This window comes from Stutzerimonas xanthomarina DSM 18231 (assembly GCF_900129835.1).
GTDB classification, from domain to species: Bacteria; Pseudomonadota; Gammaproteobacteria; order Pseudomonadales; family Pseudomonadaceae; genus Stutzerimonas; species Stutzerimonas xanthomarina.
Genome location: NZ_FQXA01000001.1, coordinates 404978 through 428527, shown reverse-complemented (window position 1 = coordinate 428527; position 23550 = coordinate 404978). Strand labels below are relative to the sequence as shown.

The following is a 23550-nucleotide window of genomic DNA, read 5'->3' as shown; positions in this document are numbered from 1 at the left end:
TCAGCTCAACCGGATGCTGCCAAGGCATTGGTCTTGATCCAGTCACGCCAGCTGATTCGTTCTTCTCGCACGACCCATTCGTCCTGGCTGGCAAAACTTTCCGACAGCCACAACCCGCGCGTGCTGGCCGCAACGGGCTGACCCTTGCGTAGGGTGAACAGCGCGGCGGTCGGTCGGCCCTGTAGCAGCGGAACCAGATAGAGGTCGGGTCTGCTGCGGGATAACGCTGCGACGAGCTTGCCGTCGTCCAGGCGTTCGTCAACGTGGAACAGGCTGAGCTCGCGGGTTTCCTTCGGCAACTCAAGGCGCATGTCGTAGACCAGCTGCAGCGAAGCAGTAGGCAGATGAACATAGGCTCGCGGCCGCTCCATCAAGGTCATCTGGCCGCACTGAACCGGTCTCGCCGAGCCGGAAAGCGAGGCCAGATTGAAATGCACCGCCTCGCGATAGCGCAAGCTGCCCTGATAAGGTGCTGGCAGCCAGGTATCACCGAAGCGCCCCGCGAGCCAGCCTTCAGGCGTCTCCATCAGGCACTCTTCCGCGACTTCCTGGATCGCGGTCAGGAGCGGCAGGCTGAGCTCATGGGCGGGGACGTAGCCAGAGATCAACTTGAGCACCACGTCGCCCCGGTCCTGGCGTTGCTGGCGAACCAGTATCCAGTACTCCTGGCCCTGCCAGCGGAGCGTCAGGCGTACCGAGACGCCCAGATTTGCCAGCTCGATATTGAAGCGATTTGGATCTTCGACCGCAACGGGCCGGCGTCGCTCGAGCATCTCGCTGAAATTGAGCGGCCGTCCGAGGCTCTGGTAGCGCAAACCTTCCGGGCTGGCTTCGACGAGCAGCGGCAGCGTCTTGAAGGCTGTGGGATTCTTGCGGATTAGCACACGCGGCATCGGCTCCTCCTGGCAGTAGGCGGCCGTTTGGCCGTGTTTATTGTTGTTGGGATAAAACGGCTGCGGCGGTACGCACGTTATCTGACAAGTGTTGCGGGTTGATGGTGCCAACGATGGCGGCACCAACGCCGGGGTGGCCGAACAGCAACTCGAAGCTGAGCCGTACGGGGTCTTCATCAGACTTAAGGCAAACATGGCCGCTGGCGAGCGCCTTCTTGACCAGGATGCCCTTGCCGTGTGCCTGAGCGTAGTCGAGCACCGGCCGTTCGGCCTGCTCGTTGAGGTTGTAGGTAACCATGGCGCAGTCGCCATGCTCAAGGGCGAGCAATCCGCCCTCCACGGTCTTGCCCGAGAGGCCGTAGCCGAGGATCTTGCCCTCGCGCTTGAGCTCCGCGAGCGCTTCGTAAACGCCACTGTGCTGCAGAATCTCCAGGTCGCGCCCGTCCGAGTGCACCAGTACCAGCTCGATACGGTCGGTTTTCAGCCGCTTTAGGCTGCGCTCGACGGAAAGGCGGGTATGGGCTGGTGAGAAATCGAAATGCGAACGACCGTCGATGAATTCCTCGCCGACCTTGCTGACCACCACCCAATGGTCGCGCTGGCCTTGCAGCAGCGGGCCCAGGCGCTGCTCACTGACCCCGTAGGCGGGCGCGGTGTCGATCAGGTTGATTCCTAGACCCCGTGCTAGAGCAAGCAGTTGTCGCGCCTGCGAGTCGTCGGGAATACGAAAGCCGTTGGGGTACTTCACGCCCTGGTCACGGCCCAGCTTGACGGTGCCCAGGCCCAGCGGCGATACATTCAGACCGGTACTGCCGAGCGGGCGATGCAGGTGGTGGAGGGTCGTTTCCATCAGAACAGTCCTTCCCAGAAGGGCCCGGTGATCGCAGGACGGGGCAGTTCAGGCAGTGGCGCCAGCGGTTGCGGTTGGATGCCGTCTCGGACCAATGCACCTTCGACGCGATCAGCGAAATCCGGCGACAATGCCAGTTTGGTCGGCCAGCCAACCAGCAGACGGCCCTGTTCCGCGAGAAAGGCGTTGTCCGGTCTCGCCAATGCCGATTGCGCCGGCTCCGCTCGATCGATGCGCAGCGTTGCCCATTTTGCCGCGGACAGATCGATCCAGGGCACCAGCTCGGCCAGTTCTTTCTTCGCAGCCGCAATTTGCGACGCTTCATCGCGCGCCACCCCGCCGGCTTCGGCCAGGTCACCGCCCAGGTACCACACCCATTCGCCGTCGGCGGCAGGGTGGCTGGTTACCGTGATGCGTGGCTTGGAACCGCCACCCAGGCAATGTGCGTAAAGCGGCTTCAATGTAGGCGCCTTGACGATGACCATGTGCAGCGGACGCTTCTGCATCGCCGGTTGGGCGAGATCCAAGGCATTCAGCAAGTCGGCATTGCCCGCGCCGGCCGTCAGCACAATGCGTTGAGCGCGTACCGAGCGACCGTCGACGACTAGCCCCGTCAGTTCGCCGTTTTCCCGTAGTGGCTCGATTCGTTCGGCTTTAAGCAGGCCCGGGCCGGATAATTCAGCGAGTCGCTGGATCAGGCTAGGGACATCCAGCACCAGCTCGCTAAGGCGGTACACCTTGCCTTTGAAACGCGGGTTCTGCAGAGCGGGTGGCAGTTCGCTCCCCTTGACCTGACCGACGCGTGAGCGGACGGCTTTGCTGGCGAAGAAGCTAGTGAGGTTGCCGGTCAGCGTGCCTGGAGACCACAGATAATGCGCGTCGGAGAGCAGGCGTACGCCGGAAAGGTCCAGTTCTCCGTTGCCGGCAAGTGCCTCGCGCCAGCGTCGCGGCATATCGGCGATGGCTTCGGATGCGCCGGTCAGCGCGCCGCTCAATGCGTACTTGGTTCCGCCGTGGATGATGCCCTGTGACTTGACGCTCTGCCCGCCGCCGAGCACGCCTTTGTCCACCAGCAGTGTCGAATAGCCCAGCCGGCGCAGGCGTGCGTTCAGCCACAGGCCGGCGACTCCGCCGCCAACGATCAGAACATCGGTGCTGAGTGAATCGGACATGGGCGGGCCTCATAGAAAAATCAGACGCGCAGTATAACCGCTCACCTGTCGGCTTCAGCCGATCTGGCTAATGTCCCGTGCTGCCGGAAAACAGCTGAATCACCACGACGCCAGCCACGATCAGCGCCATGCCGAGCACCGCCGGAAGATCGAGCTTCTGCTGGTAGATGACTGCCGCTGCGATGCTTACCAGGACGATGCCCAGGCCGGCCCAGATGGCGTAGGCGATTCCCACCGGGATGGTCTTGACCACCAGGGCAAGCATCCAGAACGAAATACTGTAGCCAGCGATCACCAGAAACAGCGGTAGCGGGCGACTGAAGCCCGCCAGCGACTTCATGGACGTGGTGGCAATCACTTCGGCGGTGATGGCGATGGCGAGATAGAAATAGCCAGTCATACGGTCTCCGGTTGCGGGCAGTGCCGGTCTGCGCTGCGTTCATTCGGCTCCCGCGGAACGGGCAAGTTCTGCGCAACGGTAGCGAATTTCGCTTCGCGCTTCGCTGTGGCCGTTGCATTCACCCCTTTGCTAAGCTCCGCGCCCATGAATCGTGCCCTCTATACCCTGCTGTTTCATCTCGCGTTGCCACTGATCGTGGCTCGTTTGTTCTGGCGCGCCCGTCGAGCGCCGGCTTATCGATCGCGCATCGGCGAGCGCTTCGCTGTCGGGTTGCCGGAGTTTCAGCCGGGTGGCATCTGGGTGCATGCGGTGTCGGTCGGCGAAAGCATTGCTGCGGCGCCGATGATTCGGGCGCTCAAGGAGCGCTATCCACAGCTGCCGATCACCGTGACCTGCATGACGCCGACCGGCTCCGAGCGCATCAAGGCGTTGTTTGGCGACACCGTGCAGCATTGCTATCTGCCTTACGATCTGCCCTGGGCGGCATCGCGCTTTCTAGAGTGTCTGCGACCGAAGCTGGCGGTCGTGATGGAAACCGAGTTATGGCCCAACCACATTCACCAGTGCGCGCGTCGCGGCATCCCGGTGACGCTGGCCAATGCTCGGCTCTCCGAGCGCTCGGCACGCGGCTATGCACGCTTTGCCCGGCTGACCGCGCCGATGCTGGCCGAGCTGAGCCTGATCGCTGCGCAGACCGAAGCGGAGGCCGTGCGCTTTCGACAGCTCGGTGCCCGTGAGACCAGCGTGCAGGTCACTGGCTCGATCAAGTTTGACCTGAGCATCGATCCGGTGCTGCCTGAGCGCGCCTCGCAGCTCCGTCAACAGTGGAGCGCTGTGTCGCGGCCGATCTGGATCGGTGCCAGCACTCATACGGGTGAAGACGAAATTCTGCTCGCGGCGCATCGGCTGATCCTGGCTGAACAGCCCGATGCGCTGTTGATCCTCGTGCCGCGCCACCCTGAACGCTTCGGCTCGGTGTATGAACTGTGCGGCAAGCAGGGTTTTGCTACGGTTCGCCGATCGCTAGCGGAACCGCCGCAGGCCGGGACTCAAGTGGTACTTGGCGACACCATGGGCGAACTGCTGTTTCTATTCGCATTGGCCGATGTCGCGTTTGTCGGCGGCAGCCTGGTGCCGACGGGCGGGCACAATCTGCTCGAACCCGCTGCGTTGGGTAAGCCGGTCGTGACAGGGCCGCATTTGTTCAACTTCCTTGATATTGCCGCACAACTGCGCGATGCGGGTGCGCTCGTTGAAGTCAGCAATGCGCCCGAACTTGCATTGGAGATAGCGGCGTTCTGGAGCGATGCCGAGCGAGCGGAGCGGGCACGAACTGCAGGGTTCGCCGTGTTGAGGAACAATCAGGGCGCGCTGGAACGGCTGTTGGCCGGGCTGGGGCGACTGCTTGATCGCTGAGTAGAGCGGGTGCAACCCGCCATTGCGCAAGCTTCGCGAAAACCCGCGGGTTTCCCTGGCCTGCGGATCGATGCTGCCTGGCAGCGCTTCGTCGAGAGGCCGGGTGGCGTTTGGCGACGATGACGGCCACATGAGCGGTGCGCCACTAGGTACGATGTAGGGCAGATGCAACCGCCACCTCGGAGCTTCGTGCAACCCACGCGGGTTTCACCCGCCCTACACCTGAACCCAGGTTTTGATCGTTGGTTCGCGGGATGGCCCGCTTCTACAGGTCCGGTAGCCGTAGGAGCGGGCCATGCCCGCGAACTTCGGCGAAGGCCACGTGCAAGCGGTAGGGCGGGTGCAACCCGTCGTGAGGTCTACTCGATACGCACCGGGCGGGCGAAATTCTCGGACAGATCCGGCGGCAGGAAGTCAGTGTCCGGGTCGTAGTCGGTTTTCAGATAGCGCTGCAGATCTTCCAGATCACCGGGGTTGAGCGTCCCGGCCGCCTGTTTCAGGCGCAGACTGTCGATGATGTAGTCGTAGCGGGCATTGTTGTAATCGCGCACCGAAGCGAACAGGCGGCGCTGCGTGTCGAGCACGTCGACGATGTTGCGGGTGCCGACCTGGTAGCCGATATCGGTCGCTTCCAGCGCGCTCTGGTTGGAAATGATCGACTGCCGCCGTGCCTGCACCTGCTCCACATCAGTATTGACCGCGCGATGGAGGTTGCGCGTGGTCTCGACCACCTGGCGCCGCAAGCTTTCACGCTGTTGCTCGGTTTGGGTCAGCTGGTGGAAAGCTTCGCGGCGCTGGGAGCTGATCAGTCCGCCGCTGTACAGCGGGATGTTCAGCTGCAGGCCGATGCTGCGCTGCTCGACGTCGCCGGTGTAGCGGGGGATGCCAGGCACCGCTTGGCTACCCGTGTTGGTGAAGCCGAGGCTGTCGTTGTCGCCCTTGCTGTAGCGCGCCACGGCGTCGAGGGTTGGTGCATGACCCGAACGGCGTTGGCGCAGCGTTTCTTCGGCCGCGTTGACGGCCTGATTGCTGGCCAGCAGGTCGAGGTTCTGCTGCGTGGCGGTGTTGACCCAGGCACTGGCGTCATTGGGGATGGGCGGCAGCACCGGCAAACTGTGCTCAATGCCTTCCAGCGCAAGATACTCACGGTTGGTCAGGGTGAACAGGGCTTGGAATGCATCGTCCACCCGCCGTTGTGTAAGCAATCGGTTGGCGCGAGCGGTATCGAAGCCTGCTTGTGCTTCCAGAACATCGGTCCGGTCGGACAAACCCACCTCGAAGCGCTCGTTAGCCTGGTCGAGCTGGCGCTGAAAGGCCGACTCTTCGGCCTTGGCTGCGGCCAGATTGTCCTGGGCACGTAACACGGCGAAGTAAGCTTGCGCCGTGAGGCGAATCAAGTCCTGTTCGGCGATCGAGTACTCCAGCGCGGCCTGCTCGCCGATGGCTTCGGCCGCCTGCAACTGGAACCAGCGTTCAGGTCGAAAGATCGGCTGGCTGAGGGTCGCCTGATAGACAGTGCCGCTGCGGGACAGTGAGCGCGACCCCATGGACGTATCGACATCGGTGCGGGTATTGCTGAGCTCCGCACCGCCGCTGAGGTTCGGTAGCAGGCCAGCACGCGCTTGCGGCACGACTTCCTGGATCGCTTTGAATTGCGCGCGTGCCGCGGCGAGGTCGGCGTTGTTTTCCACAGCCTGTCGGTAGACGCTAACCAGGTCGGTCCGGGCGGAAAGTGGAGGTGCTGTCTGAGCCCAGGTCAGCCCGGACGAGGCGGCGGTCACGGCGAGTGCCAACGTGAGTCTGCGCAGCATGTGCGTCTTTCCCTGAAGCGAAGTGATGGGCAAGGCTATGCGCGGTCATGCAGGCGGTCAAGGCGCTTGAGCAGGGTGTTCAGGTCCTTTGTGGGTAGCGATGGAGCAGCAGGCTGGCCAGACATAAATGTGACCCATCAGTCGCGCATGGCGCCGTCGACATGGTATTCCCAACCAGTCTTGATTAGACTCGACCCCGTTCTTGTCGGGGTGCCTTGAAGCGAAGGCTGAGATCGGAAAATTCCGGATCCCGTTGAACCTGATCAGGTTAAGGCCTGCGTAGGGAACAAGATGTGCTCGCCAGTCCTCAGGCAAGCTCTCTCAGCGCTATTTCCGGCGCGCCCGATGCCCTTTCCCTGCCGTGTTTTTCAGGTTCGCTCCGACAATTCTCTAGGAGCCAGCCTGATGCGTGCCGAACAACAAAATCTGAGTGAATCCGCCCAGGTCGACCAGCAGTCGATCCAACCTTTCCCTCGTTCCCAGAAAGTCTACGTTCAGGGCTCACGGCCCGACATCCGCGTGCCGATGCGCGAGATCAGTCTCGATGTCACGCCGACGGACTTCGGTGGCGAGATCAACGCACCGGTCGTCGTCTACGACACCTCCGGTCCCTACACCGATCCGAGCGTGACAATCGACGTGCGCAAAGGACTAGGCGACGTTCGCTCGGCCTGGATCGATGATCGCGGCGACACCGAGCTGCTCGATGGCCTGACCTCGAATTTCGGCCAGCAGCGTCTGGCAGACGCCGAGCTGACCAAGATGCGCTTCGCCCACGTGCGCAACCCGCGCCGCGCCAAGCCGGGCAAGAACGTCAGCCAGATGCACTATGCGCGTCAGGGCATCATCACGCCGGAAATGGAATTCGTCGCCATCCGCGAAAACATGAAGCTGCAGGAAGCGCGCGCGGCCGGCCTGCTTACCGAGCAACACGGCGGGCAGAGTTTCGGTGCTTCAATTCCGAAAGAAATCACTGCCGAATTCGTGCGTGACGAAGTAGCCCGCGGTCGCGCCATCATCCCGGCCAACATCAACCACACCGAGCTTGAGCCGATGATCATCGGACGCAACTTTCTGGTGAAGATTAACGGCAACATCGGCAACTCGGCGCTGGGCTCCTCGATTGAAGAAGAAGTGGCCAAGCTGACCTGGGGCATCCGCTGGGGCTCGGACACCGTGATGGACCTGTCCACCGGCAAGCACATCCACGAAACCCGCGAGTGGATCATCCGCAACTCGCCGGTGCCGATCGGTACCGTGCCGATCTACCAGGCGCTGGAAAAGGTCAATGGCGTCGCCGAAGACCTGACCTGGGAGCTGTTCCGCGACACGCTGATCGAACAGGCCGAGCAGGGCGTGGACTACTTCACCATTCACGCTGGCGTACTGCTGCGCTACGTACCGCTGACCGCCAAACGTGTCACTGGCATCGTCTCGCGCGGGGGTTCGATCATGGCCAAGTGGTGCCTGGCGCATCACAAGGAGAACTTCCTCTACACGAACTTCGAGGAAATCTGCGAGATCATGAAGGCCTATGACGTCAGCTTCTCGCTGGGCGACGGCCTGCGTCCGGGCTCGATCGCCGACGCCAACGACGCCGCGCAGTTCGGCGAGCTGGAAACCCTCGGCGAGCTGACCAAGATCGCCTGGAAGCACGACGTGCAGTGCATGATCGAAGGCCCCGGCCATGTGCCGATGCACCTGATTAAAGAGAACATGGACAAGCAGCTGGCGTGCTGCGACGAGGCGCCGTTCTACACCCTCGGTCCGCTGACTACCGACATCGCGCCGGGCTACGACCACATCACCAGCGGCATCGGCGCGGCCATGATCGGCTGGTTTGGCTGCGCCATGCTCTGCTACGTCACGCCCAAGGAGCACCTGGGCCTGCCGAACAAGGATGACGTCAAGACCGGCATCATTACCTACAAGATCGCCGCGCATGCTGCCGACCTCGCCAAGGGTCATCCCGGCGCGCAGATTCGCGACAACGCTCTGTCCAAGGCGCGCTTCGAATTCCGCTGGGAAGACCAGTTCAACCTCGGCCTGGACCCGGACACCGCCCGCTCATACCACGATGAAACCCTGCCGAAGGACTCGGCCAAGGTCGCGCATTTCTGCTCGATGTGCGGGCCTAAGTTCTGCTCGATGAAAATCACCCAGGAAGTCCGCGAATACGCCGCGCAGAACGGGTTGACCGACGAACAAAAGGCGATCGAGGCCGGCTTCAAGGAGCAGTCCTCGCGCTTCAAGGATGAAGGCTCGGTGATCTACAAGCAGGTGTGATGATGATTCCGTAGGAGCGGGCCATGCGCGCGAGCGCAGCCCAGGATGTTCCGGGCCAACCGGTTCGCGGCCATGGGCCGCTCCTACGCATCTGTCGATATGCCGCCGTCCGGCGGTCAGCGGAGCGTGATTCCCCTGCATGGCTACAACCAGACGTCAGGATGCTTCCGTAGGAGCGGGCCATGCCCGCGAGCGCAGCCCAGGATATTCCGGGCCAACCGGTTCGCGGCCATGGGCCGCTCCTACGCATCTGTCGATATGCCGCCGTTCGGTGACCAGCAGAGCGTGATTCCCCTGCATGGCTACAACCAGACGTCAGGATGCTTCCGTAGGAGCGGGCCATGCCCGTGAACACAACCCTGGCTGTGCCAGGTTTTCAAACAACTCTTCGAGAAAACACGTGAAGACTCCAGGTCTGTATTCCCCCCATCAAAGCATCGCCGCCGAACATCGTGTGTTCGGCGGACGAGATCTGTTCTCCTTGTGGTTTTCCCTCGGCGTCGGCCTGATGGTATTGCAACTCGGCGCCTTGCTGGCGCCGGGTCTGGGCATGAGCAGCGCCTTGCTGGCCATCCTCAGCGGTACCGCCGTCGGCGTGATATTGCTCGGAGCGGTCGCAGTGATCGGCAGCGACACCGGCTTGTCTTCAATGGCCAATCTCAAGCGCACCCTGGGTGACCGCGGCGCGGTGTTACCGGCGGTGCTGAATCTGGTGCAGCTGGTCGGCTGGGGCGCGTTCGAAATTATCGTCATGCGCGATGCGGCGAGTCTGCTAGCAACCCGTGCATTCGGCGAGCAGAGCGGGCTGGTCAGCCCTGCGCTCTGGACATTGTTCTTCGGGGCGTTGGCCACCCTGCTGGCGATCACCGGCCCGTTGACCTTCGTTCGCCGAATACTGCGCAAGTGGGGTATCTGGCTGCTGCTCGGGGCCTGCGTCTGGCTGACCTGGAACCTGCTGGACAAGGCGGATCTGCGGGCGCTTTGGGCACGCCAGGGCGACGGCTCGCTGCCTTTTGCGCTGGGCTTCGATATCGCCATCGCTATGCCCCTTTCCTGGCTTCCACTGATTGCCGATTATTCGCGCTTCGGCAAGGCAGCGGGTCGGGTGTTCGGCGGAACGGTGATGGGCTTCTTTGTCGGCAATGTGTGGCTGATGAGCCTCGGCGTCGCCTATACCCTGGCCTTTGCGGATAGCGGTGAGGTCAATGCTTTGCTGCTGGCTTTGGCCGGCGCCGGACTGGGGATACCGCTGTTGTTGATCCTGTTGGATGAGTCGGAAAATGCCTTTGCCGACATCCATTCGGCGGCGGTGTCAGTGGGCATTCTGCTGCCGTTCAAGGTCGAGCGGCTGGCGTTAGTCATTGGCGCGCTGTGCACCTTGATTGCTTGGTTCGCGCCGCTGGCGGAATACCAGAACTTCCTTCTGCTGATCGGCTCGGTATTCGCGCCGTTGTTCGGCGTGGTGCTGGTGGATCACTACGTCCTGCAGCGCCGTGGCAGGCTGCAAATGACCAATTCGGTGTTGCGCTGGGAGACGTTGCTGGCCTGGGGCTGTGGCGCTGCTATCTACCACGTGCTTGCCAGAGCCTGGCCGGAAATCGGCGCCAGCCTGCCGGCATTGTTCCTATCTGGCGGGTTGCTGCTGGTGTTGAGTCGTTTTGGCGGCGTCACGACGGAGCGGCCGGTTTCGGAATAAAAGAGCGCTGACAAGCTGCTATTCAGGCCCGTCCGCGAGGCGCGGGTTTTGTTGCGCGGCGCGCCTGGTTTAGCGGCTCTGCGGCACTTCGTCGAAAAGTTCCCTAAGTGGCGGGTTATTTTTTGGCCTCACTTGGTGTGAGGGTAAGCGCATGGCAGAATGCTGCGCTTTGCGACGCCCTCACATCGCCAGGTTAAAGGAACTAACCGATGCCGTTCCCCCAAATTACCCATCACGGAGCCGTCAACGGCGTGACCGGCTCGTGCCATGAACTTCACGCCGATGCCGCCAACAGTTACCTGATTGACTGCGGTCTGTTCCAAGGTGCGGATACTGCCAATGGTGGAAGAGCGGGGCAGGGCAGCCTGGATATCGAATTCCCGCTGAATACTGTACGGGCTTTAATCGCAACGCACGTGCACATCGATCATGTTGGCCGGATTCCTTATCTGCTTGCTGCAGGCTTCAAAGGCCCAATCCTCTGTAGCGAGCCCTCAGCCAAACTCCTGCCGATAGTCTTGGAGGATGCCTTTAAGCTAGGCGTCAGCCGCGACCAGAAAAAGGTAGAGCGCTACATCAAACTAATCGAACAACGCATCATCGCGCTCCCTTACAATACTTGGTTCACGCTGCAGGGGTCTTCCGAAATAATCTGCCGCGTTCGTCTGCAGCGGGCCGGGCATATTCTCGGTTCCGCCTACGTTGAGTTCGATCTCCAATATCCAAAAACGGGTGAGAAAAAACGCGTCGTCTTTTCGGGCGACCTAGGCGCTCCCCACGCGCCGTTGCTACCTGCACCCAAGCCACCGCACCGTGTCGACATCCTGGTTATTGAAAGCACCTACGGCGACCACAATCATGAAGATCGCCGCACCCGCCGACAGCGTCTGGAAAAAGTTATTGAGCAAGCATTGCTGGACAAAGGCACCGTGCTGATACCGGCGTTTAGCATCGGCAGAACCCAGGAACTGCTATACGAACTCGAAGAGATTATCCACACCAAACCCAGCAGAGCAGCGGCCCCTGTAGGAGCGCGCTCACTTGCGAAAAAAATCTTGAGGCGCGTCACTGACGAAACCAACTGGCCCGAACTTCCCATCATCCTCGACTCGCCCTTGGCCAGCCGCTTCACTGCAGCCTATCGAGAACTACAGCCCTTCTGGAATCAGGAAGCAATCAAGCGTGTACAATCCGGCCGCCGTCCATTGGGTTTCGAACAGCTGATCACGGTTGATAGTCACGGCGACCACCTACGCATGGTTCAATACCTTGCGCGTACCGCTCGTCCGGCGATTGTAATTGCGGGTAATGGTATGTGCTCAAGTGGCCGTATCGTTAACTACCTTAAAGCTATGCTGGGCGACTCAAGGCACAACGTGCTGTTCGTAGGCTACCAGGCGGCAGGCACGCCTGGTCGGGCCATCCAGTCTTATGGTCCTGCGGGTGGTTACGTCGATATTGATGGCGAGCGCATAGACATCAAGGCAGGCATCGATAGCATTGGTGGTTACTCCGCACATGCTGATCACGAAGGATTGGTGAAATTTGTAACCGGCATGCGCCAACGGCCATCTCACATACGCATCGTTCACGGCGAATCAAAAGCAAAGCAAGCATTGGCCGCAAGGCTCGCCGCTATTTATCAGGACAAGCAACAACCGTTGCAGCTAGAAATCCCGCAATAAGGCCCTCGCGCCGGCTCAAGCTATGGATATGGTATGACAGTCAAAACCCTATGCGTCTTCGGGACACGGCCGGAAGCGATCAAGATGGCCCCGTTGGCCCTCGCGCTGAATGCCGACCCGCGTTTTGATGCAAAGGTCTGTGTTACCGGGCAGCATAGGCAGATGCTTGATCAGGTACTCGAGTTGTTCGATCTGGCCACAGATTTCGATCTGCACATCATGAAGCCCGGCCAAGATCTGACGGACATTACCAGTGCCATCCTGGTGGGCATGAAACAAGTATTCGCGGACTTCCACCCCGACGTCGTGTTGGTTCATGGCGATACAGCCACAACCTTCGCTAGCACGCTTGCCGCTTACTATCACCAGATACCCGTTGCTCATGTCGAGGCCGGGCTGCGAACCGGCAACATGTATTCGCCCTGGCCGGAAGAGGGCAACCGAAAGCTGACAGGCGCGCTCGCCACGCTGCATTTTGCACCTACCGAAACCTCCCGCCAGAATCTGCTGCGCGAGGGCATTACGAATGGCATCGAGGTGACGGGTAATACCGTCATCGATGCGCTGTTGCAGGTGGCGACGAAGCTGCAGAAGGACGTGACGTTACAACAGAGCCTCGATCGGCAATTCGACTTTATTCGCCCGGACAGCCGATTGGTTTTGGTCACCGGGCACCGACGCGAAAGCTTTGGTGGTGGGTTTGAGCGAATCTGCCAAGCGCTGGCCGAAACGGCGAAGGCTTATCCGGATATTGACATCGTCTACCCCGTCCACTTGAATCCGAACGTGAGTGAGCCCGTCAATCGTCTACTGGCAGGCATCGACAATATCCATTTGATCGAGCCGCTGGATTACCTGCCTTTCGTCTACCTGATGAACCGCGCCTATCTGATTCTTACCGACTCAGGTGGCATACAAGAAGAAGCCCCTTCGCTGGGCAAGCCTGTTCTGGTCATGCGTGACACCACTGAACGACCCGAAGCGGTCGAAGCCGGTACCGTAAAGCTCGTGGGTACGGATGTAGCAGCGATCAGGAATGGGCTAAGTACCCTGCTGACTGATGAGCGCACATATCAGTCCATGGCCTACGCTCATAACCCGTATGGGGATGGCAAGGCGTGCTTGCGGATCATCGACACACTCAATTCCGTGATTAAGAGACCATAAATGACTTTTGGCACCATTGCTGTGGTCGGGCTTGGTTACATCGGCCTGCCCACGGCAGCTGTATTTGCGTCCCGCAAGCGCAAGGTGATTGGCATCGACGTCAACACCCACGCTGTTGAGACGATAAACCGCGGGGAGGTGCATATCGTCGAGCCTGACCTCGACATGCTCGTGCACGCAGCCGTGACCGAAGGGTATCTGCGCGCCACTACGGTGGCAGAACCCGCGGATGCATTTTTGATCGCAGTACCCACGCCGTTTAAGACCGACCACAAGCCCGACCTGTCCTACATCGAATCGGCCAGCAAGGCGGTCGCCCCCGTATTGAAAGCCGGGGACCTGGTCATACTGGAATCTACTTCGCCAGTCGGCGCCACCGAGCGGATGGCAGCCTGGCTCGCCGAAGCACGTCCCGACCTGACGTTTCCGCAAACGGCTGGCGAAGCCTCTGACATTCGGATTGCTCACTGCCCCGAGCGCGTATTGCCCGGGCATGTGCTGAGCGAGCTGGTGCATAACGACCGGGTGATTGGCGGGATGACGCCGCGCTGTTCGGAAGTGGCGACGAGCCTGTACAAGATCTTCGTCGAAGGCGAATGCGTGATCACCAATGCGCGCACTGCCGAAATGTGCAAGCTGACCGAGAACAGCTTTCGGGACGTTAACATTGCTTTCGCCAACGAACTGTCGATGGTCTGCGACAAGCTTGATGTGGACGTCTGGGAGCTGATCCGTCTCGCCAATCGGCATCCTCGCGTAAATATCTTGCAGCCCGGCCCTGGGGTCGGTGGGCACTGCATCGCCGTCGATCCGTGGTTCATCGTCAGTCAGGCGCCTGAGCAATCCCGCCTGATCCGTACAGCTCGCGAGGTAAACGACAGCAAGCCCGCCTGGGTACTCGCCAAGATAAGAAGCCACATCGATGATCTGATCGCTTCGACAGGCAAAAGCCGCAGCTCGATACGTATTGCCTGCTTGGGCCTGGCTTTCAAGGCGAATATTGATGACCTTCGTGAAAGTCCGGCGTTGGCCATCACGCTGGAGCTGGGCCACCTATATCCGGGCCAAGTCGTCGCTGTTGAGCCTCACGGTGCTTCAAGCCCCGCGCCTTTGCTTGCCGTTGACATTCAACTGGTGGAACTGTCAGCTGCACTTGAGGCTGACGTACTCGTCTTGCTTGTCGATCATAAACTTTTTGCAGCCCAGACTCTTCAACTGCGTCCGGACCAGCGCCTGCTGGATACCCGCGGTTTTTTTGACTGCGCCACTTTTTCCTGACCTTACCTCGCATTTGCGCGGATACACTCACTAGGAGTAAAAAATGAAGCAACAGCTTCTGGATAAGCTAAACAAAAAAGATGCCGTTATCGGAATTGTTGGCCTCGGATACGTTGGTCTTCCCCTAGTTCTGCGCTACGCCGAAGTGGGTTACAAAGTCGTCGGTTTCGATATTGACCAGTCAAAGATTGACCACATCGCGCAGGGCAAAAGCTACATCGAACACATTCCTGCTTCGGCAATCAGCGCCGCAGTGGACAGAGGTTTCGAAGCAACAACTGACTTCACTCGGGCAAGTGATGTCGACGCGCTTATTCTTTGCGTACCTACTCCGCTGAATAAATACCGCGAGCCTGATCTCAGCTTCGTTCTCGATACGACTGATTCGCTGGTGCCTTACCTGCGTCCAGGCCAGGTGATGTCTCTGGAAAGTACAACTTACCCCGGAACCACTGACGAAGAGCTGCTCCCCCGTATCGAATCTCGTGGCTTCAAGGTGGGTGAGGACATGTTCCTTGTTTACTCTCCTGAGCGTGAAGACCCGGGCAATCCGAACTTCACCACCCGTACAATTCCCAAGGTTTGCGGTGGTCATACGGCGGGCTGTCAGGAAATCGGCATGGCACTCTACGGCCAAGTCATCGACCGCGTCGTTCCGGTGTCCAGCACTCGTGCTGCGGAAATGACCAAGTTGCTGGAAAATATTCACCGCGCGGTGAACATTGGCCTGGTCAATGAAATGAAGATCGTTGCCGACAAGATGGGCATCGACATTCACGAAGTTATCCGTGCAGCTGCTACCAAGCCCTTCGGCTTCGTTCCGTACTACCCAGGCCCTGGTCTGGGTGGTCACTGCATCCCGATCGATCCGTTCTACCTGACTTGGAAGGCGCGTGAGTACGGATTGCATACTCGGTTTATCGAGCTTGCCGGTGAAGTCAACTCCGCCATGCCGGATTACGTGGTCAGCAAGCTGGCAGCAGCGCTTAACCAGCGCAAGAAATCGGTAAACGGCAGTCGACTCCTTGTGCTGGGCATCGCTTATAAGAAGAATGTTGATGACATGCGTGAATCTCCTTCTGTGTTCATCATGGAGCGTCTACGCGATCTTGGCGCCGATGTCGAGTACAGCGATTCCCACGTGCCGGTCTTTCCAAAGATGCGCGAGCACCACTTCGATCTAAGCAGCGTTGACCTCACGGCTGACTCTATCGCGAGCTTCGATGCAGTCCTTATCGCTACGGACCACGATAGCGTTGACTACGAAATGCTAAAGGCGAATGCGCAGCTTATTGTCGATTCGCGCGGGCGCTATCTTGAGCCGGCGGACAACGTAGTCAAAGCTTAATGCGCTAGCCCGCTTCCTTATGGGTAGCGGGCGTTAATGAATGAACCAGGGGCTTTTCAATTGGCGACTCAGGACATAAGCAAGCAGTTCAATCAATTACGCAACTCCTTCCGCAAGGAACTGCGCGAGTCGGTAAATGACATTAGGCTGGATGCGTTATACCAACAATTGTTGATGCAGCATGTTTTCCATCGGCCTGAGCCTCTGGCTGCAATGACCAGTTGGTCCGTCGCGCCCGAATTCGCTTGGTGGCTATTCCAACATGTCACCACGACCTGTCCCGAGAAGATTATTGAACTAGGTTCTGGTACCTCCACCCTGGTCATCGCAGCGGCATTGAAGCAGCTTGGTGTCGGGCGGTTTCTGTCATTCGAGCACGACCATGCATACCTTGAGAAGACTCGCGCCCTGTTGCAGGTCTGTGATCTTCAAAATCACGTTGAATTGATTTATGCACCTCTCGAAGAAATGCAACTCGATGGCCAGGCCTACCGCTGGTACGACCTTCCCTATGACCTGATCGATCATATGGTCGGGCGTGAGGAGCTTGACCTGCTACTTGTCGATGGTCCACCTGCTGCAACCAATCATCATGCTCGCTATCCAGCGCTGGCTCGCCTGCGCGACTACTGCAATGAGTCCACGCTGGTGCTGCTCGATGACGCCGGCCGTGAAGAGGAGCAGGAGATTCTCGGTCGCTGGAGCGAGCTGTTCGAGGGGAGGTGCTCACATCAGATGCTCAGTAACGTGCGACATGGCCCGGCGTTATTCCATTTTACGAAGAAACCAATGTCTCCAAACGGATGTGAAGAGGCCTCCATGAGTGTTGCGGGTGAATCGGTTAGGCAAGAGATTGAGCGACAGGTGAAAAACGCTGTGCACGGCCTGCAGCGAGATCAGAGCGATGGGCTGGTGCGGTCTTTGTTCGACTCGTTTCTTCGCTTTAGAGAATTCAGCCTTGAAGCGCCTAAGGTGAAGATTGCTGAAGCGAATGTGCAGAGCAAGACCTTGGACAAAGAGGCCGCCTCGCTCAAGCAGCAGCTTGCTGATGGAAAGCTGCGCTTTTCCGAGCAAAATCAGTTACTAGAGACTGCGTTGCTGAGTGCGGAGAAAGAGGTCGCCTCGCTCAAGCAGCAGCTTGCTGATGGAAAGCTGCGCCTTTCCGAGCAAAATCAGTTACTAGAGACTGCGTTGCTGACTGCGGAAAAGGAACAGCAGGCACGTAAGGCGCAAAGGCAGATTAGTGACAGGTTGACGCGGGAACTGAAGGATGCAAAGAGGCATGTTGATGTGCTAGCACATGAGCGCAACTCCCTGAAAACCGAGCTGATTGAGTTGACCAGGCAGCATAAGCTGGTCTACAAGTCATTAGTTTACCAGCTTGGCTTGGCGTTCTACCGGCAGACTCGCAGTGTTTCGGGGTGGGCGAAGATGCCCATAGCGATTCAGAGAGTTATTCGTCGTCACGCCGGTAGTGGCAATCCGGATGTAGTCGAGTACCAGGCTCACACCTCGCAATGCTCCATTGAGGCTGAAAAGTCCGGCGCTACTGCGGCCTCGCGAGGGGCAAATGCTTTTGATATTGATGCTTGTTCTCTAACACTTCAGAAAGTTATCCGAGGGGTGAAAGGAAACTCTGTACTCTGGGTTGCCTCGCAAGTTGCCGATGAGCGGGGTTATCAAGCAGCATTGCAATTTGCTGAAGATAATGTCGATAGCACCCAACGGCCAGGACTAAATATTCTGCGCGCGAATGCCAGCCTGCATTTGGAAAAGGACTGGCTCCGGCACTTTAATGCTTACCTGGCACCTTTTCAATTGGCTCCGGTCAGTTTGTCGGCTATTCCTGGCTCGCGCTTTTCACGTTTGTGTGTGATCGAGCCGCTGGCCCCGGTCGAGGGGCCGCTTATCAGCGTGATCATGCCGGCGTTCAATGCAGAGGCCACTTTGAGGCATGCCGCTCAGTCGATTTTAGATCAGACCTGGCGCAACCTGCAGCTGATCATCGTCGATGATTGCAGCTCCGACGCTACTTGGGAGATCACGCAGCAGATTGCCGCGCAGGATTCTCGCGTTCTTGCACTGCGCAATGCCGTCAATGTCGGGCCTTACGTGTCGAAGAACCTGGCCCTGCGTCTGGCCAAGGGGGACTACATCACGGGGCAGGACGCCGATGACTGGTCGCACCCGCAGCGTCTGGAACGTGATATCGAGCCAATCCTGTCCAGTGATGGGCTGTTGCTCGCCGTGCTCTCCGATATGGTGAGAATGAGCCCTGAGGGCGAGTTCAGTTGGTTTTCGCGAGTTGGGCCGTTCTCAAAAGATGGTGCCTGCAGGGTTGCGTCCATATCTTTGTTAATTGACGCGGGCTACTTGCGTGAGGTGCTGGGTGGTTGGGATAGTGTGCGTTTTGGTGCGGATAGTGAATTGATCGCTCGCGCCGAGAAAGTGATGGGAGAGCAATTTAGGCGCGTGAGACATATCGGAATGTTCTGCCTTGATCTGGATACTAATCTAACAAACAATCCGGAGTTTGGGGTTTCCAAAACTAATGGGGTCTCGCCAACGCGTAAACAATTTAAGGAGGCGTTTGTGCAATGGCATGCTGATTTGAATAAGGATGGTGCCAAGCTGCCTTTCCCCCCTATTGAGCGAAAGTTCAAAGCGCCGGAGGCAATGCGGGTGCCGTTGAAACATATTGAAGAAAACATTATGTCTCATCAGGCGCGGTTTGAATAAGCTGCTTATGGTTGGCGGTTGAGTGTATGAGCGCCTGCTGATGGAGGATGTTAGGTTTTTGATAGTCTGATTTTCTTATAATTTTTAAATTTTATGCTCGTTTTCGGGGTTTTGTATGCAGGCTTATATTTTCTCTTCTTTTACTGGTTTGCCGGAACGTTATTTTCAAGGTTATTGCTTTTCAGGGGCTGATTATATTTTTGGGGAGAAAGGAAGTCTTGAATATGAGGGGGTGACCGGTAAGCGTATCGGTCCTGGCCTTGATGGATGTTATGTTTCCGTTGGAAAAGAGAATGATGCTTATATAATAGGAGGGGATTACTCTGGATTTAAGAAAATATTTTACTATCAGCGTGACTCGATTTGGTGTGTGTCTAATTCCATTGAGCTGATTGTGAGGCATATGTCGGCTAACGGAGCAAGATTGACCTGCCGCAGCTCACAAATTGAAGCGCAAAAAGTTGCCAGTAATATTACTACTTGTCAGTCCACATTTAAGACTATTTTTAATGAGGTGTTCTTACTGCCTTCTTATTCCTTTATAAAAGTGGATAAGGGGGGGTTGGTTGTGTTGAGGAGAAGTAAGGGCGGGCGTAGAGCGCCTTATGAGGAAGGTTTGGCTGTCTTCCTTGAGACGTGGGTCTCTCGCTTTGAAACTCTTCTTGTTGATTCTAGGGTGAAAATTGGTTCCCAGCTTACAGGGGGGAAGGACTCACGAGCAGTTTTTGCCATGCTGCAGCGGGCTCGACAGCGAATTGGTTCTAAGTTTTTTAATAACGCCTCTGTAATAAGTGGGAGAAGTGAGAAGGAGCCAAGAGATTATGAAATAGCGGAGCTCATCGCTAACGCTCATAATATCCCTATTCAGGGGCAGTCCCTAGGGTTTCTGCCGAAGTTTACTACTGAGGCTTCATATTTGTCTTGGAGAACTCTGTCTCTTGGGTTGTATAACCCTATCTATTTCTCTAATAACAAAATAGATGGCTCTTTTGTTCAGTTTTCAGGGATTGGAGGAGAAAATCATCGGCCATTTTATAATTTTAGCGGTGTTGAAGAGCTTTTAAGGTCCGTTAGGAAGGTGTCGAGTTTCTATTCTGGTGCTTGGGAAGGTGATCTGCGCGAGACAATGGCTCAGCTGCTTCTAAATAATCCGAGTTCATCCCCCTTGATTGAGCATTATAGGGAGTTTCGCTCTAGGATTCACGGGGGTAGGACTCCGCAGAATCTGGTTTGTTTTCCTCCTCTTTCAGGGGGCTTACTTGAAAACCTTTTGATTGAAGATAAAGCGCGCGCTCTTGGTCAGGTTAATTTCGATATAATGGAAAGTGCGCTACCGGGGCTTTGGGATTTTGATTATGATAAACCAACTAAAAGCCCTACCCTTGAGCATCGAGCGATTGTTAAAAGGGTGCCGATAAGAGATGAGGCGAGTCCGGGTGGCGTCTATTTAAGTCCCTCTGAAGATTCGGTGGCTGGCGGGAGGATAGATCCGGTTCAACGGATGGCTCTTCTTGCTTCAGATTTTGCAGAGGCTATTGAGCATCCATCTGTGCGATCGATCATGGGGGCGGGCACAATTAAAAAATGTCTAGATATCTTGGGGGCTGCTGAGTCGGCAGGAAAATTTAATCATGCTTGGGATGGGCAAGATATAACTAGGACTTTAACTGTTGCGCTTGCTTTAAAGTATGCTGATCATTGAATGGGTAGAAAATTACTGAATTTCCGTCGTGATTCTTTTTTTGCTGAGGGTGGCTCTTGATATGGATGGAATTTCATGGGCGCTCGGCGAGTGGCGACAACTAGCAGATCGATTATTTTCTGTTGGGGCGAGAGGATGATTTCTCGTGCTGGCAGGGCGCTAACGTTTCGTGTTGGAGATGGTCTCTCTTTTGATTGGTTGGTAAATCCGTGCTTAATAGATGCAAATTAGTGCATTTTCTCCGCTGGGCCTGGATCGCTTCCGGTGCTTTGCTTCCTGTTGTATGGAGGCCAGCCAGAGATACTTATCTGTTTCTGCCGATCAATGGCGCCGGCCTCGGGCACGTTAGTCGTGCGCTTGCCGTTGCTAAGGAGCTACGCAGACAAAAACCGGAAGCGCGTATCGTCTTTCTGACCACTAGCATCGCAGTGCATCTGGTCTATCGTGAGGGCTTCGTGTGCCATCACGTCCCGCCTGCCGCGTTGCTTGAGGGATTAGGGACGGTGCGTTGGAATGGTTACTTCTATCGTTGCGTTGCCGACGCGGTCACGCTTCATCGTCCAGGAACCTTGGTCTTCGATGGAAGTGCTCCTTATATCGGGCTCCAGCGAGTCATCAGGAGGTTTAAGGCCGTGCGGTATGTATGGGTCAAGCGCGGGCTATACAAGGCTTCGGTTGACCACGACCGTTTGGATGAGCAGTTTCGGTTGTTCCAGAATGTCATTGTCCCCGCCGAATTTGGTGACTCCGGCCGGTCGGGGGCTGCGCGACCGCGGGTATCGCTTGTTCCACCTATCGTGGGCATGGGTTTCGATGATCTATTGTCTCCTTTGGATGCCTGTACCCGTTTGCGCCTCGATCCGGCTCGTCCTCGGGTCTATCTACAACTGGGTGCGGGCAATATCAACGGTATTGCGGACGTGCAGGCTCGCGTGGTGCGCACACTGCAGCAGCGGGGCTATCAGGTGGTGGTTGGACAGTCTCCAATTTCACTGCGGCCTACGCCCTGCGATGAAGCAGACCGGGAAATTGTGGACTATCCCAACAGCCGCTATTTCGCTGCTTTCGATTTCGCAGTATTGGCAGCTGGGTACAACTCGGTATGCGAGGCGGTAGCGCTAAAGCTACCAGCGATTTTTCTACCTAATCATGCAACGCAGGCAGACGATCAAACCCTTCGCGCGTCGATGGCTGCTCGAATGGGGCCGTTTGAGGTAGTCCCGGAGTTCTCTGAGGCGGCCTTGCTAGAAGCCATCCATAAACTGCAACAGCGGATAGAGTCAAGGGAGTCTTTTTCGGCGCCTGAGGCCAACGGTGCTGCCCATGCTGCGGCCGTGGTGATCGGTGGACGGTCTTGATTGCATTTGAAGGAAGCTCCCGTGGCGATGCTCAGTGAGTTTAGGTCCGCAATGCGCTGGATTCTCAGCCTGAGCCACCGCCTGCTCAAAGTCGTACCCTGGTTTACGGGCTGTAGTGTCGCGGCGACGCTTGTGAGCCAGCTTGCGCTGTTGCTCGCTTTTGTCCTGCCGCTCAAGGTCATCCTGTTACTGGGCGCTGAGGGGGTACCGCGTTATTTTCCGGACCAGTTCAAAGCTTTTGATCGACAGTCGCTGATCCTGGCGTTAAGTGGCTTGGCGATGCTGCTATTTCTGGTTCATCTACTTTTCGAGCACCTGATTGGAAAATGTGTTGCCGCCGGGTCACGCAAGCTACTGTCTCGCAGCAGCAAGATGGTGCTATTCGAGAACCAGGACGAGATGGCTGCCAAGGCGTACCAGCGGTTTTCCCGTGGGTTGGCCAGTCTGGTTTTCCTGCTTCTGTTCATCCCTTTGCTGCTCTGGCTGAACCCTTACCTGGCATGGATATTCATCGCTTATGTGTTTGTTGTTGCGAATGGATCCGTGCTGCTTGCTGCATGGGTGCCAACGTTCCAGGCGCACTTAACGAATGCCGGCGGCCGGGTCGCCTCTCTGCTCGCGGGCGTCGGTTTCTTACTGTGCTTCGGTTACATGGTCGCTGAGTTTCTCTGGCTTCAGGCTTCTAGCGTTTTGGTCGCCGTGGCTTGTCTTTTACTGTTGCGGCAGCTGTTCAGGCATTCCGTAAGCGTCTTTAACGATTCGCTCGCGCTGGTCGAAAGGCGGCGTCAGTTATCGGCGCTCTTTTTTCATGGCCAGCGTTTGATCGAGCTACCCCGGCACGGCTTCGATGGCGTGTGGTCGCTGGTCGAGCCGGCGACTAGAGATGAGCGGTTGCTCGGGGCCCTAAGCGATGTTACTTCTCGATCCTTTGCCATCAAGGCAGTGCGCTGGTTGCAACTTAGTGTAACCGACGTGGTGGCCTATCGTGTCGTGGCTAGTGATGGCGGAAAAGAAGAGTGTTTTCTGGTCAAGGTTTTTGAGAGTAACCGCAGTTCACTGGCCAAGCATGAGGCCACTTTGCTGGTGGGGCAGGCAAACCTGCCGACTCTGGAGCTGCTTGGTGTAACGGATATTGGGGGGCGCTTTCATTGCCATGTATTTGCTCTGGATAGCGCTCGCCAGGCGCTTGGCAAAAAATGGCCTGTTCGTTGTCAGGTTGCCCGCTCTGCCTTGCTGGCCTGCGCGCCGAACGAGGACCTGAAGGCGCTTTTCCGGCGCTCGAAGTCTTGCCTGGCTCAACGAATGGAGCGCGACGTGCTAAGGCGAATGCGCTGCCTTCTGGATAATCCAGCTCACCTTGAGGAGTTGCTGCACTTCGAAGAGTCTTTTGATCAGATTCGCGAGCTGATCAGTCGACTCCCGATGGCTTTCGTAAATCCCGATGTTCGTCGTGGGCTGGTGCTACTGGACGATCACTGTCGTGTGCTGGTCTGCCACTGGGCGCGCTGGTCGCTTGAACCAGTCGGGAGTGGTTGGCCCATTGAGGAGCGTGCGATGAAGGCATTGGAGGAGGCCCATGAGGCGGCGGTAGCCGTACGTTCGGATCTGGCGAGGGTTACAGTATCTCAATTGAAATTGGCTGCGCTGCTTTTTGCTTTTGAAAGAAGTTGTAAGCAGCAGGACTATCATGGTGCGGCCGACTTGTTGGGGCGGATTAACAAAGCGTTCGCGGACAGTGCGGGTGAATAG

General features: G+C 57.6%; 16 protein-coding genes and 1 riboswitch. Of the genes, 11 read left to right on the top strand and 5 right to left on the bottom strand.

Annotated features, from left to right (window positions below; genetic code table 11):
• Nucleotides 1–5: 5 nt before the first annotated feature.
• From BUE09_RS01995 to BUE09_RS01980, 4 genes are all read right to left on the bottom strand, one after another.
• On the bottom strand, nucleotides 6–893 hold the full coding sequence (locus BUE09_RS01995; RefSeq protein ID WP_073299035.1) for a metal ABC transporter ATPase: 888 nt from the start codon (nucleotides 891–893) through the stop codon (nucleotides 6–8).
• A gap of 37 nt (nucleotides 894–930) precedes the next feature.
• Nucleotides 931–1743, bottom strand: coding sequence for an aldo/keto reductase (locus BUE09_RS01990; RefSeq protein WP_073299034.1), 813 nt, complete (start codon nucleotides 1741–1743; stop codon nucleotides 931–933).
• Nucleotides 1743–2915, bottom strand: a complete 1173-nt coding sequence (locus tag BUE09_RS01985) for an NAD(P)/FAD-dependent oxidoreductase (RefSeq protein WP_073299033.1) — start codon at nucleotides 2913–2915, stop codon at nucleotides 1743–1745. Before BUE09_RS01985 ends, BUE09_RS01990 begins: the two co-directional genes overlap by 1 nt.
• A 67-nt stretch (nucleotides 2916–2982) precedes the next feature.
• Nucleotides 2983–3315, bottom strand: coding sequence for a DMT family transporter (locus tag BUE09_RS01980; RefSeq protein WP_073299032.1), 333 nt, complete (start codon nucleotides 3313–3315; stop codon nucleotides 2983–2985).
• Between the two features lie 144 nt (nucleotides 3316–3459).
• On the opposite strand from BUE09_RS01980, the gene waaA reads away from it, so the two are divergent.
• A complete protein-coding gene (gene waaA / locus BUE09_RS01975) occupies nucleotides 3460–4731 on the top strand; it encodes a lipid IV(A) 3-deoxy-D-manno-octulosonic acid transferase (RefSeq protein ID WP_073299031.1) in 1272 nt (423 codons plus the stop codon).
• A gap of 359 nt (nucleotides 4732–5090) precedes the next feature.
• Here waaA and BUE09_RS01970 read toward each other — a convergent pair whose 3' ends face one another.
• Nucleotides 5091–6542: a TolC family outer membrane protein gene (locus BUE09_RS01970; RefSeq protein WP_073299030.1), complete on the bottom strand. Its 1452-nt coding sequence runs from the start codon at nucleotides 6540–6542 to the stop codon at nucleotides 5091–5093.
• A 196-nt stretch (nucleotides 6543–6738) separates the two neighbouring features.
• Nucleotides 6739–6845: riboswitch (TPP riboswitch) on the top strand.
• Between the two features lie 102 nt (nucleotides 6846–6947).
• Between BUE09_RS01970 and thiC the strand changes: the two genes are divergently transcribed.
• From thiC to BUE09_RS01925, 10 genes are all read left to right on the top strand, one after another.
• A complete protein-coding gene (gene thiC / locus BUE09_RS01965; RefSeq protein ID WP_073299029.1) occupies nucleotides 6948–8828 on the top strand; it encodes a phosphomethylpyrimidine synthase ThiC in 1881 nt (626 codons plus the stop codon).
• Between the two features lie 400 nt (nucleotides 8829–9228).
• The gene (cytX, locus tag BUE09_RS01960; protein WP_073299028.1) at nucleotides 9229–10524 is read left to right on the top strand and encodes a putative hydroxymethylpyrimidine transporter CytX; all 1296 of its coding nucleotides are present in this window, start codon (nucleotides 9229–9231) and stop codon (nucleotides 10522–10524) included.
• Nucleotides 10525–10733: 209 nt separating this feature from the next.
• Nucleotides 10734–12209 (top strand): MBL fold metallo-hydrolase RNA specificity domain-containing protein, encoded by a 1476-nt coding sequence (locus BUE09_RS01955; protein ID WP_073299027.1) that lies wholly within the window; start codon nucleotides 10734–10736, stop codon nucleotides 12207–12209.
• Nucleotides 12210–12242: 33 nt separating this feature from the next.
• Nucleotides 12243–13376: a non-hydrolyzing UDP-N-acetylglucosamine 2-epimerase gene (gene wecB, locus BUE09_RS01950; protein ID WP_073299026.1), complete on the top strand. Its 1134-nt coding sequence runs from the start codon at nucleotides 12243–12245 to the stop codon at nucleotides 13374–13376.
• The gene (gene wecC, locus BUE09_RS01945; protein WP_073299025.1) at nucleotides 13377–14654 is read left to right on the top strand and encodes a UDP-N-acetyl-D-mannosamine dehydrogenase; all 1278 of its coding nucleotides are present in this window, start codon (nucleotides 13377–13379) and stop codon (nucleotides 14652–14654) included.
• 43 nt (nucleotides 14655–14697) lie between these two features.
• Nucleotides 14698–16002 carry a nucleotide sugar dehydrogenase gene (locus tag BUE09_RS01940; protein ID WP_073299024.1) on the top strand — a complete coding sequence of 435 codons (1305 nt, stop codon included), beginning with the start codon at nucleotides 14698–14700 and terminating at the stop codon, nucleotides 16000–16002.
• A gap of 36 nt (nucleotides 16003–16038) precedes the next feature.
• The gene (locus tag BUE09_RS01935) at nucleotides 16039–18741 is read left to right on the top strand and encodes a glycosyltransferase (RefSeq protein ID WP_073299023.1); all 2703 of its coding nucleotides are present in this window, start codon (nucleotides 16039–16041) and stop codon (nucleotides 18739–18741) included.
• A 115-nt stretch (nucleotides 18742–18856) separates the two neighbouring features.
• Nucleotides 18857–20443, top strand: a complete 1587-nt coding sequence (locus tag BUE09_RS20060) for a hypothetical protein (protein WP_143164609.1) — start codon at nucleotides 18857–18859, stop codon at nucleotides 20441–20443.
• A 230-nt stretch (nucleotides 20444–20673) separates the two neighbouring features.
• Complete coding sequence (locus BUE09_RS01930) at nucleotides 20674–21801, top strand: glycosyltransferase (protein WP_073299022.1); 1128 nt, start codon at nucleotides 20674–20676, stop codon at nucleotides 21799–21801.
• Between the two features lie 21 nt (nucleotides 21802–21822).
• Entirely contained in the window at nucleotides 21823–23550 is a 1728-nt protein-coding gene (locus BUE09_RS01925) for a hypothetical protein (protein WP_073299021.1), read from the top strand.